16 protein-coding genes and 1 pseudogene are annotated in these 12,759 nt (G+C 55.1%); 4 read left to right on the forward strand and 13 right to left on the reverse strand.

Annotated features, from left to right (window positions below; all coding sequences use genetic code 11):
- Positions 1-25: 25 nt before the first annotated feature.
- Both CK501_RS01645 and CK501_RS01650 read right to left on the reverse strand, forming a co-directional pair.
- Positions 26-1,264, reverse strand: coding sequence for an NnrS family protein (locus CK501_RS01645; RefSeq protein ID WP_143421364.1), 1,239 nt, complete (start codon positions 1,262-1,264; stop codon positions 26-28).
- A gap of 11 nt (positions 1,265-1,275) precedes the next feature.
- Complete coding sequence (locus CK501_RS01650) at positions 1,276-1,899, reverse strand: SAM-dependent methyltransferase (RefSeq protein ID WP_198949347.1); 624 nt, start codon at positions 1,897-1,899, stop codon at positions 1,276-1,278.
- Positions 1,900-2,098: 199 nt separating this feature from the next.
- Between CK501_RS01650 and CK501_RS01655 the strand changes: the two genes are divergently transcribed.
- Together CK501_RS01655 and CK501_RS01660 are read left to right on the forward strand one after the other, a co-directional pair.
- Positions 2,099-2,335, forward strand: a complete 237-nt coding sequence (locus CK501_RS01655; protein WP_095615983.1) for an addiction module protein — start codon at positions 2,099-2,101, stop codon at positions 2,333-2,335.
- 2 nt (positions 2,336-2,337) lie between these two features.
- Positions 2,338-2,583, forward strand: a complete 246-nt coding sequence (locus CK501_RS01660; protein ID WP_198949348.1) for a hypothetical protein — start codon at positions 2,338-2,340, stop codon at positions 2,581-2,583.
- Between the two features lie 137 nt (positions 2,584-2,720).
- Here the strand turns inward: CK501_RS01660 and CK501_RS01665 are convergent, their stop codons facing one another.
- The 10 genes from CK501_RS01665 to CK501_RS01700 form a co-directional block, all read right to left on the reverse strand.
- Entirely contained in the window at positions 2,721-3,008 is a 288-nt protein-coding gene (locus CK501_RS01665) for a helix-turn-helix domain-containing protein (RefSeq protein WP_095615984.1), read from the reverse strand.
- Positions 3,001-3,312, reverse strand: coding sequence for a type II toxin-antitoxin system RelE/ParE family toxin (locus CK501_RS01670; RefSeq protein WP_095615985.1), 312 nt, complete (start codon positions 3,310-3,312; stop codon positions 3,001-3,003). The genes CK501_RS01665 and CK501_RS01670 overlap by 8 nt, the downstream gene beginning before the upstream one ends.
- Before the next feature lie 113 nt (positions 3,313-3,425).
- Positions 3,426-3,740 carry a HigA family addiction module antitoxin gene (locus CK501_RS01675; protein WP_095615986.1) on the reverse strand — a complete coding sequence of 105 codons (315 nt, stop codon included), beginning with the start codon at positions 3,738-3,740 and terminating at the stop codon, positions 3,426-3,428.
- Between the two features lie 10 nt (positions 3,741-3,750).
- Positions 3,751-4,029, reverse strand: a complete 279-nt coding sequence (locus CK501_RS01680) for a type II toxin-antitoxin system RelE/ParE family toxin (RefSeq protein WP_095615987.1) — start codon at positions 4,027-4,029, stop codon at positions 3,751-3,753.
- Positions 4,030-4,170: 141 nt separating this feature from the next.
- Positions 4,171-4,812: a hypothetical protein gene (locus CK501_RS16660; RefSeq protein WP_143421365.1), complete on the reverse strand. Its 642-nt coding sequence runs from the start codon at positions 4,810-4,812 to the stop codon at positions 4,171-4,173.
- A gap of 61 nt (positions 4,813-4,873) precedes the next feature.
- A complete protein-coding gene (locus CK501_RS16665; RefSeq protein ID WP_143421366.1) occupies positions 4,874-5,413 on the reverse strand; it encodes a hypothetical protein in 540 nt (179 codons plus the stop codon).
- 121 nt (positions 5,414-5,534) lie between these two features.
- Positions 5,535-6,197 (reverse strand): hypothetical protein, encoded by a 663-nt coding sequence (locus tag CK501_RS01685; protein WP_143421367.1) that lies wholly within the window; start codon positions 6,195-6,197, stop codon positions 5,535-5,537.
- An 80-nt stretch (positions 6,198-6,277) separates the two neighbouring features.
- Positions 6,278-6,844, reverse strand: coding sequence for a hypothetical protein (locus tag CK501_RS01690; RefSeq protein WP_095615989.1), 567 nt, complete (start codon positions 6,842-6,844; stop codon positions 6,278-6,280).
- A 63-nt stretch (positions 6,845-6,907) separates the two neighbouring features.
- Positions 6,908-7,735 (reverse strand): restriction endonuclease, encoded by an 828-nt coding sequence (locus CK501_RS01695; protein WP_095615990.1) that lies wholly within the window; start codon positions 7,733-7,735, stop codon positions 6,908-6,910.
- Between the two features lie 140 nt (positions 7,736-7,875).
- Positions 7,876-8,832 carry an FRG domain-containing protein gene (locus tag CK501_RS01700; RefSeq protein ID WP_143421368.1) on the reverse strand — a complete coding sequence of 319 codons (957 nt, stop codon included), beginning with the start codon at positions 8,830-8,832 and terminating at the stop codon, positions 7,876-7,878.
- Between the two features lie 225 nt (positions 8,833-9,057).
- Between CK501_RS01700 and CK501_RS17145 the strand changes: the two are divergent.
- Both CK501_RS17145 and CK501_RS01710 read left to right on the forward strand, forming a co-directional pair.
- Positions 9,058-9,327 (forward strand): annotated as a pseudogene (locus tag CK501_RS17145) (site-specific integrase); the annotation flags it as partial.
- Between the two features lie 327 nt (positions 9,328-9,654).
- Positions 9,655-10,533, forward strand: coding sequence for a patatin-like phospholipase family protein (locus CK501_RS01710; protein WP_158223012.1), 879 nt, complete (start codon positions 9,655-9,657; stop codon positions 10,531-10,533).
- Here CK501_RS01710 and uvrD read toward each other — a convergent pair.
- A complete protein-coding gene (gene uvrD, locus CK501_RS01715) occupies positions 10,509-12,662 on the reverse strand; it encodes a DNA helicase II (RefSeq protein ID WP_095615994.1) in 2,154 nt (717 codons plus the stop codon). The genes CK501_RS01710 and uvrD overlap by 25 nt on opposite strands.
- Between the last annotated feature and the right edge of the window lie 97 nt (positions 12,663-12,759).

The raw sequence follows: 12,759 nt of genomic DNA on the forward strand, positions 1-12,759 counted from the left end.
TCACCGAGCCGGGGTACACGCGAAGCTAATGTGTGCCGCTTGCGGCGTCGCCATTGAGCGATTTTTGAGCACCCCCACGATGCCCGCTAAGTACCGGGTGCGGTACGGCCCCGCATAGCGCAGGAGCCAACGCCCAAAGGAAGAGAATCCAGCCGCCGGTCCAGCATAGTGAGGCCAGCCATAGATTATCGATGGGGCCAGTGAATTCCGGTGACACTCGCGCAAGGGCGGCGAGCGAAATCAGCACCATCGCGGTAAATTGCGGGACAGAGGCTTCCAGCCCCTGAGAGTCACGCGGCATAGCGACCCGTGAGGCAAAAGCTAGAATCATTCCTCCCATAGCCCCGATGGTCAGCGCGTGAAGCGCGTCACCCGAAAGCAACCCGCCCACACCGAAGAACGCAGCACCAAGGAGCACGAGTCCGACCACGAGCCAAGCCCAGGCTAACTGCAACATCAGCAAGGGCCAGACACGCCACACCTGCCACGGTCGCCAACCAACGAGCCGGAAGAATTGCAGTACGCCAAGCAGCAACAGAAAGGATCCAATCCACCGGTCAGGAACCGAGACCACCAAAGCGCCCAGCGTGACCGCCAGCCCAGCAACCGATATCCATTGCAGACCAGGCGGCGCATACACCCTGCTCGGCAGGCCCCGTAACTCCAAGCCGGTGACTGTAAACGCTGGCACCGCCCGCCCCCCGATCAGCATGATCAACAAAGCGAACACCAGCCCGGCCATAACGGTGTCTTGAGAAGAAGGCCACGAGCCCCCTTGCATCACCAACACTTCGGCCAACGCTGGCAGTAGCGGGATCAGGGACAAGTGCACACGGGGCCACGCGGCTGCTCCGCAAACTCGGTACAACAGGAACCCCGCGAGAAGGGCACCGAACATCACACCCGGTGCAACCACCAACGACCAGGGCACAGACTCGGCTACGAAGCCACCGGCACGCGCACCCAACCATAAAACCACCAGCGCCCGGATCAGCCAGGTCGGGATCGGCTCACGCCCCGCCCAACTGGGTAGAGCAGTTAACAAGTATCCGGCAACCGCTGCGGTCCCCATTCCGAACAGCAGGAGGTGCATGTGCAAAAGTACGGGGTTAGCCACCGGCGCTGACCAGACGAGACCGCCACCGATGGCGGCCACTCCCGACAGGAAGAAAAAGGGGCGGTAGCTCGCCCGTTCCATCTCATGAAGCATCTTTATCGATTCTTGACGAAGATATAAGGAAAGCAGCGTAGTTGCGTCCGCCAACAGCCACTGGTTTATACAGACTTTGCTACCAGCATCTCAGTAGCACCTTTCTGAAATCGATAGCTGACAGGCTGCAACGAGACATTAATACCGTCTGCGGATAGTGCCGTCATGACCCCATCCAAATGTTTTGACGTCTTACCATCCAACGACACAACAGGAAAAACCCGAACCTCGGTCGCGACCCTGCAAAGCTCCCGCATTGATGCCAGGTGAGTTGCCCCGTCTACATGGTCACTGTAGAGAAAAAGGTAGTGGGAGCAGAGTGCCAGATCGAACCCTGAGTCACGAAAAGGCAATGTTGGCAGTTGTGCTGACACATATCGCCCTTCTCGAAGACCGCCATCAAAATCAGAGAGAAACGTTGACATGGCCCTCATCCGGACCTCGCCAAGCTGCTCAACGCTGCCCAGTGAGCCCCAGAAATAATTGTCTGCTCCCTGCTGCAGCTTCGCCATGATCTCCGGGTACACGTCATCAATCCGGCGACGTATCTCCTCCGCCTGGAACTGATACACCGGATCACAGGATGTGATCTGGCATCCCCGGCCTGTTGCCTCTGCATTAAAGCTCGCGGGGCCGTCACCGCACCCAAGGATTCGCCTGTTCAGGTCATCTTCCGATAACCCGAACATTGCCTGATACTCCTCAAAAGACCGGCCCCATGGGACTACGCTGGCTAACTCCAAATTTGACTCTCCCTAGTCTGTATTACCGCTTGGCACACGTGCCGTTTTGGAGCCGCCGCGCGGCGGAAAAGCGGTCACCCTGCTGCCACTTGTTAGGGCCTTTGAATCGGGATAGCATAATTTTATCGGCACTCGCGGAGGTACCATGACTACCGAAACATTAGACCACCTGCGCTCCCAGATTTCGACGCTCTCCGAGTCGGAACGTGCAGCGCTGGCTCGCGAGCTCATAATGAGCCTGGACGGCCCCCGTGACGACTCTGTCGATCAGGCATGGAACGATGAAATTAGTCGCCGTGTATCCAAGGTCAAAAGCGGAAAAGCCACGCTGCTCAGCCGTGAAGAATTCCGATCAAAGATGCGAGCGAGGTTAGGCCAGTAACAGTGCGAACGGTAAGGATACTGGAAGAGGCCTCGCAGGAAGCGATAGAGGCAGCAGCATGGTACGAATATGAGCAGGCTGGACTCGGAGCCGAGTTTTTCGCTGCCGTTGATGACGCTATCGACATTATTGAAGAAAACGTTATCCCCTTATCACCTCTCCCCGAAGAAGCTGACGATACCGATGCAAAACGCCTAATTTTAGAACGCTTCCCGTACGATATGAGTTGCCGGAAGAAGCCATCGTAATCGCCGTTGCCCACCATTCCCGAAAACCTGGCTATTGGCTGGGAGGCAGCAATCCCTAACGAAAAGGCTTACGCGCCGGCTTGGAGGCGCGTAGCGCCGTAAAGACGGTCGCCGTAGAGCCACTGTTTACACCTCCCTCAATGAAGCTCACTGAACACCTCCGGGTGCTGCTCAGCGATCCGCAACAAGGCCAGGGCCGGACCTTGTGGCTCCCTTCGCCCCTGCTCCCAATCTTGCAGCGTCCGCACGCTAACGCCCATAAGCGCAGCGAATGCCGACTGCGATAGTTTAAGTTTGAGCCTGATCTCATGTGGGGATGACGGCTCAGAAAGCTGACGTGTTCTAAGCTCAGCTTTACCCTTCTTGAACTCTTTAATCTCATTCAGGCCATCGAGTATCTCGGCCCCAATATCCCGATCACTCACCTTTAATCGCCTCCGCTATCTGCTTCAGAGCGTGGCCTGGAATCGTGGCTCGCTCCGACTTGTGGTAAAGCGTCAGCATCCATACTTCGTCTTCCGATTTCTTCCAGTAATAAATAACCCTCACCCCACCACTCTTGCCTGAACCTGAAGGAGCCCAACGCACTTTCCGGACACCACCGGAGCCCTTGATGACGGCTCCAGCATCAGGCCTTTGCATCAGCAGTGACTGCAAGGCCCTATATTCGTCGTCCGTAAGATACTTTGGCAAAAGCTTGCTGAAGGTGCTGGTTTCTATGAAGAGCATCGTTTAATAATACGGCAATGCCGTATAGCGTGCAATATTACTCGAGAGCGGGTTGGTAGGTGTAACGGCAAAGCGCACCGGCGCACTTTAACGCATCCGCGCGGCGCGACTGGTTATGCCCTGCGATCTGCGGGGGAACCCGAATTCCAGGGTCGAATATTGCTCAGCTGATCGGCCAGAGCATCTTCAGTCACCTCAGTATCGTAAGCAGCTTGCGCCCGAAGCCAATAGCCATTGGATAGTCCAAAGAAACGACAGAGGCGCAGATCCGTATCGGCGGTTACAGAGCGCTTCCCGGAAATGATCTGCCCAATACGCTGAGCCGGTACTCCAATTTCTTTAGCAAGGCGATACTGAGAGATCCCCATAGGCTCAAGAAACTCTTCCTTCAGCAGCTCGCCAGGCGTTACAGGATCAATATCGCGCATAAGCTACCCCCTAATGGTAATCAACGATTTCGACATCTTCCGCGCCAGCCTTCGTCCACCGAAAGCACAGTCGAAATTGCTGATTAATCCGGATGCTGTGCTGGCCTCGACGATCACCACTCAATGCTTCCAACCTATTGCCGGGCGGTACTTTAAGATCTTCCAGCTGGTTCGCGAGTTGAAGCTGACGGAGCTTTCTCAGCGCAACCCGCTCAAAATTCACAAAGTGCTTGACGCGACGCCCACTGACTAGCTTTTCAGTATCCCTACACTTGAATGAAATGATCATGATTTAATCGTGACGCATCGCGTTAATAACGTCAAGCGTTACTATAGCAAGATGATGCAGCTGAGATGGGCATAACGCTTGGCACACGTGCCGATTTGGAGCCGCAGCGCGGCGGAAAAGCGGTCACCGTGCTGCCACTTGTTACGCATCTCTTGGCCACTCTTCATGAAGTCCAAAAATTTCTCTCAATGATAAACCTTCATGCCACGTCATTTTGTTTGCTTCAGGAGTAGCAAAAGGGAAGCATTTAAGTGATTCGGGCGCAGGCATAGCGGCCCAGGGATTGAAGTACACGGTGCTGCCCCTGGCAGCAAGTGAAGAGGCTTGCAAGTCATTAAATAGCCATGCTGCGCTCACGCGCGAGTACTGCGGCCCGTTTTTTCCGCACCACGCACCATTTTGCGCTCTACGCATTTCTGGTTCGGCATCGACCCCAGCAGAAAATACAAATTGCTCTTGTCCAAAAAGGGCCTGCATCTCATCAATGCGATCAAGATGAAAGCTATCTAGGTTTACAGCCACCACCAGCGGAGCATTGAGATCACCATATTTTCCTCCCTTAAATTTGATTGCGTCACGAATAGGACTCCAGGCATCGACCCAACCACCACCAAAGCCACCGATTCCAACAAGGTTTGAGCTCTTTCCCCGGCGTTCCGGCTTGATCGGGATAGGGCGAATTTGAAGAATCCAGCCGTCGTGACTCCAGAACATCGGTTCTAGCGAATCAAATCCTGAACCCTCTATCTCTCGGTTTACCTCATCAGGATCAAGAGAATCCAACCACTTGTGAACCTTGTTTTTTAGCTTTTTCCCGCTCGGAGGACTTTTAGGGCTACCCTCATCATCCAGCGATGATCATAAAGTTATGGTGGGGCGACTTTTCCAAGGTATCTAACACAGCCCCTTTTCTTGCTTCTCCGCCTTTGTCTAACTCATTTTTCTCGGTTGCCAAAACAGCCTCGAGATAAAAGCTCTCACCATTTGGATCTAAAACATAGAAGTCAGGTTTGAACAGGCTTCCATTCGGTAGGTCGGGGTGCGGAGTAAGCAAAAATCCTTGTCTTCTGAGAGCATCGTGTAAAAACAATTCAAAAGTGGCTGACCTAAAATGGACATCATCACCTGACCTGAGGCGAGAAATCAGCTCCGCGACTTCCGAGGCTGGGTAGTTTGCTACACACTCTTCAATAATTTCCCTTACCAGCCCCATTTCTGGCCGGGCAGAACGGTTATAAAAACCAAAATCAGACTCCAGATTTTTTTTGGGAGAACTGTCTGTTCGTTGCTCCTTATCAAAAACTTTCCGGCCAAACCTATTTGGCCACAGCCCCAAAGCCTGTTTAAGGGCCCTAGTTCTTCGTTTTTGGCTAACTCTCCCCATGAGTTCACCCAGAGTATGCGTAACGCTTTTGTTTAGCGGCGCCCCGACAGGGGCGTCCGGTGGAGGCCGTAGGCCGGAACAAACTACAACAATTTGTTAGGCAGGTTTGCTAGAAAACCAACTAGTCAGCGAGTCTGTCTTGGTACTCCTCAATAAAATCCAAGACGTCATCATCCAGATTTAGCAACATACGCGCTAATTCACGCATACCTACGCCTTCTTCTTCTCCAAGGGCAGATTCAAGCTGTTCTGATGCCATTGTGATGTACAAACCAGCGCGATCAATCTTGTTCTTTATTGCCTTAAATTCTCTTTCGGTTACCTTCCGCCGTAGCGGTTTTATCTCTGCGACGCCTGCATACTCTGAAAGTGATTTTGCGGCCTGTTGCTCCCCATCGATCTCGAAACCCCAGCAATTCTCAACATACTTGCTAATCATTTCATCAACGAACGTTACCCGCTGAACACTTCGACCATTTTGATAAAGATGAGGGAATACGACTTGATGCATTGCGTTTGTGAGGTACCCATTGCCTCTATGTTCTTGCTTAACAAAAACATGCAGGTCATTAACCATATCCAAAACGGCAGCAACGTAGGTTCCGCTTTCGTTTTTTATGAAATAAAAATCATATGATCTCTCGTTTGCAAGACTCCCTCTTGGCTCTTGCAACCAAACTTTGGCGAAATCGACATTGTTAGAGAGAGCTGACAAAAACATCAGCTGGAGATCTCCACCCGAATTTAATCGGTCTATCAATGATTCAATATGCTCGTTTGTCATGTCTCATCGCCTAACGCAAAGCTTTGCGGCAATTTTGGAGCCGCAAAGCGGTGTAAAAATTGTCCGGCAACAGCGTCTTGTTAGGCACTACTCCCGAATTTTTCCATGAATCGCTGGGCAGACTTGTACTTTTCGGCCGAGATCAAACACATGATGGCGACTAGCACAAGAGAGCTAGAAAAGGCCATGATTGGTACCTCATCCAAGGCTGAAGCTATTCCTTTCATAAAAACTGGAACGAGACCAACCATTGCTAAAATTACATACCAGGTGTAATACCAAGAAACAGCATATTTTCTTACAATGGCTTTCTTGTAGCGCCCCTTCCAACAGTATTTTTTTTCATTTGGCTCGAAAGTTATAAAGCTAGCTGCATCTGACCTTTCGTTTATCGAGCGGGTGGGCTCTTTACCATCGAGAATGACCTGAATTTCCTCAACTGGATATATTTTACCTGTCAATGCCAAAAAGCCTTTCTCGAGTGTGAGCCTGTGGATATCATTTTTACTCAGGTCGGAAACGAACTGTTTTGAAAACTGGTATTCATCTCGCCTTTTGCTCGACCTGAAAACCACTATTTCCATAAAAATTTTGTAAAGCGCGACTACAGTGGCTATTACACCAACGATTTGAACTAATTCTTCCATAGATTCCCTTGCCTGCATTTGTTAGGAAAAACCTGCGACGCGGCACCAGAGTTTCGAAATATATCATCGAAAGCTACCGTCCACAGGTGGTCCATCTGGCCCTACGCCACTGATAGGTTCGATGTCAAAAATATAGCCACCAAACAACTCGTTAAACTCTTCTTCAACATCGTTTAGAAAACGCAGAATCAAATCCAAAAGACCCCGGAAATTTGAACAGTGCCACTCAACACCCGGAGAAATTAAAGACAGCACCTCCCTTTTAAAACTGTCTAGATCGGATGGTACATCTAGAAGGCTTCCGGTATTTAAGTGAGGGCTTACAGTCTCTAGATTAAACATTGATAGCGTCCACGAATGCACAATGTACTGAGCGCGCAATCGGTCAAATACTTTCTTTTTCTCGTCCGGAAGATTGGCGTACGCCTCGTCTCGACGCCGGTTGAACTCTTCTGTGTACTGTAAGACTCGGTCAGCCGCATCACCTACCCTTGGGCAGAAGTATCTTCGCCACCAAGCCTCAAAATATCTCTGCTGGAGCTCTAGGTATGTTAAGCCGACTATATTTGTATTCTGCGTATATTGTTCAGCTCCAGACTGAAGCCCGTATTTTGAGATTATGAACCCGATGTTTGCGCCAGTCTCGTGCATCACGGTCGTGAACGAATGCACGATAGACTGCGGTACGGAAGAGTTCCAGTTTTTACATTCCACGATGTACCTAATTTGGTCCAAGCTTCTACGATCTACAGCCAGGACATCGACATTGACGGAGCCTCTCGGTGTTTCAAGATCCACCTCTACATCTGCAGCTAGGCCTACATTACGGAATAGTCTGCGAACGCCCGACTGAAGATCTTGCCACCTTTCAGGATATGGGTCGTCAATCATAATTTTCGCTGAACCCCATGATTCCTAACGCAAAGCTGAGCGGCGGGCTTGGAGCAGAGCGCAAAGCCCGTCCGGCGGAGGCCCGACCAGGGCCGGAGCGAACTCGAGCGACTTGTTGGGCATTATCCTTAAGGCTGAGGTCACGGAGTAGATTTCAGCTTCTGAACGCCGAAATCCGCAAAGCCAGAATAATCGGGATATATCGTTCTATGCTCATAACCGAATAAGCTTTCCAGCCTCCGTCTTATCTCACCCTTGGCCCTAGCGCTTATACGAATAGAGTAGACCGCATCCTGTGATATCTTGCCTCTTTTCACTCGCAGCTTATTGGGCCGAAGCGACAAGGAAGTTGACTGCCTGACCTCGTCAATTTTCCAACTTCCCCCGTCTTTAGGCCACTGATTCGGCCCATCAGGGCCATAACTCATCGGAACACCCCCTACGACGAAGCCACCATTTTGGGCTGCAATTCTTCCGTCGAAATGCGGTGGACGCCAAGCGAAAACCTTTGTACACCAGCTCTGATACTGTTCTTTTCCGTTCTCACCTTGATCGCCGTCCGGCTGGCCAATGCGCCACGGTCGCCTAAAATCGTCCTCCCATTCTCTAAGCCCCTTATCCTCGTTTATCAGTCGATCCGTGACATCAATCGCAAACAGTCTTCCATCTACGTTCTCTTTCGCTAGCTCGCCATTTTGTCTTTTCTCTTCCACCGCAAACCAGACACCAATCCATGGATTGAAGGTAACGTCGATTAATCGGGTCGGAGCCCCGTAGTGCTGTAGCGTTGCTAGCTGATTTAAAACGGACAAACGACCAAGTGCTGATGTCATGTGTAAGCCCCAACGGTGTAGGTCTGCCAAAATTGAACCTTCCTGCCTATAGAGCTCACGTTCCGTTGGCAAACGCCCGGTAGTCCAATTCAGTCTTCGATAAAGCGAGCTATGAAGCGGCCAGCCAGCATCCACATGGCCTCGCCAAGCAAAAACCCGACCTTTCTGAGGACCTTTGGCGAACACCTCATTCATCAGCTTCTCGAGCTCATCAAAGCTATTCACTGTCTCTTCATTCGGGCTCCAGAAATCATCGGGATTCAAATGTCACCTCCAATGCCCAACAGGTAATCGCTGGAATTCAGCGATATCAATATTCGTGACTTCTAGATAGCGCCAGCTTTCTCTGGGAGACCTCCCAGCGCAAACCCTTTATAGAATAGTACCTTAGCGCAGAACCGGAAGTCATGCCGCGTAATCGTTTGACTTCTCGGTTTTGCGCTTTCAATAATACTGTATATATGAACACCTATTGGCAAGGAGGCCCAGATGCCATCAACGGGAAGCACGAATCTCCGGCTGCGCGACCAGGTTCGCAGAGTCATTCGGCTCAACCGGTACAGCATCCGTACCGAGAAATCGTATTGGTACTGGATCCGCTACTACATCCGTTTTCAAGGCGTCCCCCACCCTCAGGCTATGGGCGCTAAGGAGATCCGGGAGTTTCTGACCTAGCTGGCTGTTGAGCGTAACGTCGCGGCGGCAACCCAGAATCAGGCATTGAGCGCGCTTGTCTTCCTTTATGACAAGGTTCTCGGGATTCCTGTTGGTGATATCAGTGGCACAACTCGGGCCAAACGCCCACCCCGCCTCCCTGTCGTACTCACCCACGAGGAAGCCATGCGACTTATTGGAGAGCTGGCTCCGCCCTACGACCTGATGGCGTCGCTGATGTACGGAGCGGGACTCCGGATTGTTGAATTTACACGCATGTTCTCGGCCAGGGGTTTGCGGGCGTTGCCAGTCCGTTGGGTTGAGGTGGGCTTGCGGGGCCAGGGTCGGGGCGCCAATTCGTCGCTGGCAACATGGTTCTCGTTTTTGGACAATAGGCCGCGTCCTCCACATAACCGGATCATCACAACGCCCATGGCCCGATTTGAATTCCCTTTTTCGCACCGCGAACCCACCTTCGGGCTTGCCCTGGGCGGCGGTGCCGTCTTTGGCATTGCCCACCTCGGGGCGCTCAAAGCTCTTGAGGAGCACGGTCTGCGGCCGACCCACATCACCGGCACCAGCATCGGGGCCATCATGGCCTCGCTCTATGCCTTCGGGCATAAGCCAGAGGCCATTCGCGACGCCTGCTCGAAGCTGGACTGGTGGCAGTTGTCCAGCTTCGGCTGGTCGAAGTACGGCATCATGAACAATTCCGCCATGGGCGACTTTGTTCGCCACCACATTGGCGACCGGGACTTTTCCGAGTCGCCTTACCCGATGGCGTTCATCGCCACCGATCTGGCCTCACGAACCAAGGTCATCCTGAACAAAGGAGATGTGGCCACAGCAGCCATGACCAGCGCCTGCGTTCCCGGCCTTTACAGCCCCGTCGAGCGGGGTGAGGAACTGCTGGTGGACGGTGGTCTGGTGGAGAACGTACCGATCTCGCCGCTCAAACAGTGGGGCGTGGACTTCGTGATGGGGGTCGACCTGAACGGCAGCACACGGCGGCGGGTGCCAGGTGGGTATTTTGATGCGCTGGTCACTGCCTTCGACATCGCCATCGACAGCCACACGCAGACCCAGCTTGCCGGGGCCGATTACGTGCTGTCACTGGACCTGGCGGATTACGACCGCACCGATCCGACACAGAGCGAGGCCCTTTTCCAGGAAGGGTATGATGCCTGCCTGAACGCCATTGAGGCGATCCGGAAAAAACGGGATGCCCGATCCCCCGGTGTGCTCGGAGGCATCCGGCGCCGCCTGAGCCGGTCCGGGCTGCTGCCTCAGGCCGGCTCGAGCGGCGCGTAGGCCAGCACCAGCCACTTGCTGCCTTCCGCGAAGTTCACCTGCACCCGGGCGTGGGCGCCGGCGCCTTCGGCGTTCATCACGATCCCCTCGCCGAATTTGGGGTGCACCACGCGCTGGCCGAGCTGAAAGCCGGTGTCGGCGCCGCTGCTGGCGGCACCGCCCGCATCGCTGAACATGGTGGGGCGGGTGACGGTATTGCGCAGGCGCACCTCGCGCATGTGCTCATCCGGGATCTCGCGGATGAACCGTGAGGGCGCATTGAAGCGTTCCTGGCCGTAGAGCTTGCGGGATTCCGCGTAGGTGAGGGTGAGCTTGCTCATGGCGCGGGTCATGCCCACGTAGGCCAGCCGGCGCTCCTCTTCCATGCGGCCGGGTTCCTCGGCGGACATGCTGTGCGGGAAGAGACCTTCCTCCATGCCGGTGAGAAAGACCATGGGGTATTCCAGGCCCTTGGCCGAGTGCAGGGTCATGAGCTGGACGCTGTCCTCGTCCTCTTCCGCCTGGGACTCACCCGCGTCCATGGCGGCGCGGGCGACGAATTCGCTCAGCGGGTTCTGGTCGTCCTCCACGCGGAACTCGCGTGTGGCACCCACCAGTTCGTCCAGGTTCTCCACCCGGGCCTGGCCTTTCTCGCCCTTTTCCCGGCCGTGGTAGTCGCGCAGGCCGGTCTCGCGCACGGCGCGCTCGGCCAGCGAGTGCAGCGGCAGGTTCTCGTGGTTGTCCGCCAGCTGTTCGATCAGGTCCACAAAGGTCTGCAGCCCGGTCCGGGCCTTGCCCTTGAGCAGCTGGTGGTGGAGCAGGTTTACGGTGGCCTGCCAGAGTGAGACCCCTTCGCGCCCGGCGGCCTCGCGCACGGTCTCCAGCGCCTTGGCGCCCACGCCGCGGGTGGGGATGTTCACCACGCGCTCGAAGGCGGCGTCGTCATGGCGGTAGTTCACCAGCCGCATGTAGGCGAGGGCATTGCGGATCTCCTGGCGGTCGTAGAAGCGCAGGCCGCCGTACACGCGGTAGGGAATGCTCTGGCGCAGCAGCGATTCCTCCAGCACCCGGGACTGGGCATTGGAGCGATAGAGGATGGCGCACTCGGCGCGGGCGTTGCCCTGTTCGGCCCAGCTGCTGATGGTGTCCGCAATGTAGTTGGCTTCATCCTGCTCGTTGAAGGCCGAGTACACATCGATGGGATCGCCGGTCTCACCGTCCGTCCACAGGTCCTTGCCGAGGCGCCCCTGGTTGTTGGCGATGACGGCGTTGGCCGCTTCCAGGATGGTCTGGGTGGAGCGGTAGTTCTGTTCCAGGCGCACCAGACGGCTGCCACCGAAATCCTGCTGGAACTGCTGGATGTTCTCGATGCGCGCGCCACGCCAGCCGTAGATGGACTGGTCGTCGTCGCCCACGATGGTCAGCGGCACACGGTCACCACTGAGCACCCGCAGCCAGGCGTACTGCACGGCGTTGGTGTCCTGGAACTCGTCCACCAGCATGTGCCGGAAGCGGTTCTGGTAGTGGGCACGCAGCTCCGGCTTCTCCAGCCACAGCTCGTGGGAGCGCAGCAGCAGCTCGCCGAAGTCCACCAGGCCGCTGCGCTGGCAGTTCTTCTGGTACTCGCGGTAGACGTTGATCAGGGTGGTGGTGAACACATCGCCGTGATCCTCGATGTGATCCGGGCGCAGGCCCTCGTCCTTGCTGGAGTTGATGAACCACTGGGCCTGTTTCGGCGGCCAGCGGCTTTCGTCCAGCTGCAGCTCACGCATCACGCGCTTGACCAGGCGCAGCTGGTCGTCCGCATCCAGCACCTGGAAGTTCTCGGGCAGGCCGGCGTCCTGGCAGTGGGCGCGCAGCAGCCGGTGGGCCAGACCATGGAAAGTGCCGACCCACATGCCCCGGGTCGGGATCTGCAGCATCTCCTCGATCCGCCCGCGCATCTCGCGCGCCGCCTTGTTGGTGAAGGTCACGGCCATGATGCTCGAGGCCGGCACCTGTTCCACCTGGATCAGCCAGGCAATGCGGTGCACCAGCACCCGCGTCTTGCCGCTGCCGGCGCCGGCCAGAACCAGCACGTGGCTGTCCGGCGCGGTGACGGCCTCGCGCTGGGCGTCGTTGAGGGGGTCGAGGATGGAGGAGACATCCATAGTGCCACTGGGCCCTTTGCCGGTGCGTGAAACCTGCGCAGTATAACAGGGGAACCTGTGTGTGCATCCAGTATTCCCCCGGCTCGATCCTTCTTCA

The sequence above is a fragment of the Halovibrio salipaludis genome (assembly GCF_002286965.1).
In the GTDB taxonomy this organism is placed as follows: domain Bacteria; phylum Pseudomonadota; class Gammaproteobacteria; order Pseudomonadales; family Oleiphilaceae; genus Halospina; species Halospina salipaludis.

Bases quoted from the DNA above. Each gene is read 5' to 3' on its own strand.
- uvrD (WP_095615994.1), bottom strand. From the start codon at position 12,662: ATGGATGTCTCCTCCATCCTCGACCCCCTCAACGACGCCCAGCGCGAG.
- CK501_RS01680 (WP_095615987.1), bottom strand. From the start codon at position 4,029: ATGATCATTTCATTCAAGTGTAGGGATACTGAAAAGCTAGTCAGTGGG.
- CK501_RS01695 (WP_095615990.1), bottom strand. From the start codon at position 7,735: ATGATTGACGACCCATATCCTGAAAGGTGGCAAGATCTTCAGTCGGGC.
- CK501_RS01675 (WP_095615986.1), bottom strand. From the start codon at position 3,740: ATGCGCGATATTGATCCTGTAACGCCTGGCGAGCTGCTGAAGGAAGAG.
- CK501_RS01650 (WP_198949347.1), bottom strand. From the start codon at position 1,899: ATGTTCGGGTTATCGGAAGATGACCTGAACAGGCGAATCCTTGGGTGC.
- CK501_RS01685 (WP_143421367.1), bottom strand. From the start codon at position 6,197: ATGACAAACGAGCATATTGAATCATTGATAGACCGATTAAATTCGGGT.
- CK501_RS01670 (WP_095615985.1), bottom strand. From the start codon at position 3,312: ATGCTCTTCATAGAAACCAGCACCTTCAGCAAGCTTTTGCCAAAGTAT.
- CK501_RS01655 (WP_095615983.1), top strand. From the start codon at position 2,099: ATGACTACCGAAACATTAGACCACCTGCGCTCCCAGATTTCGACGCTC.
- CK501_RS01690 (WP_095615989.1), bottom strand. From the start codon at position 6,844: ATGGAAGAATTAGTTCAAATCGTTGGTGTAATAGCCACTGTAGTCGCG.
- CK501_RS01710 (WP_158223012.1), top strand. From the start codon at position 9,655: ATGGCCCGATTTGAATTCCCTTTTTCGCACCGCGAACCCACCTTCGGG.
- CK501_RS16665 (WP_143421366.1), bottom strand. From the start codon at position 5,413: ATGGGGAGAGTTAGCCAAAAACGAAGAACTAGGGCCCTTAAACAGGCT.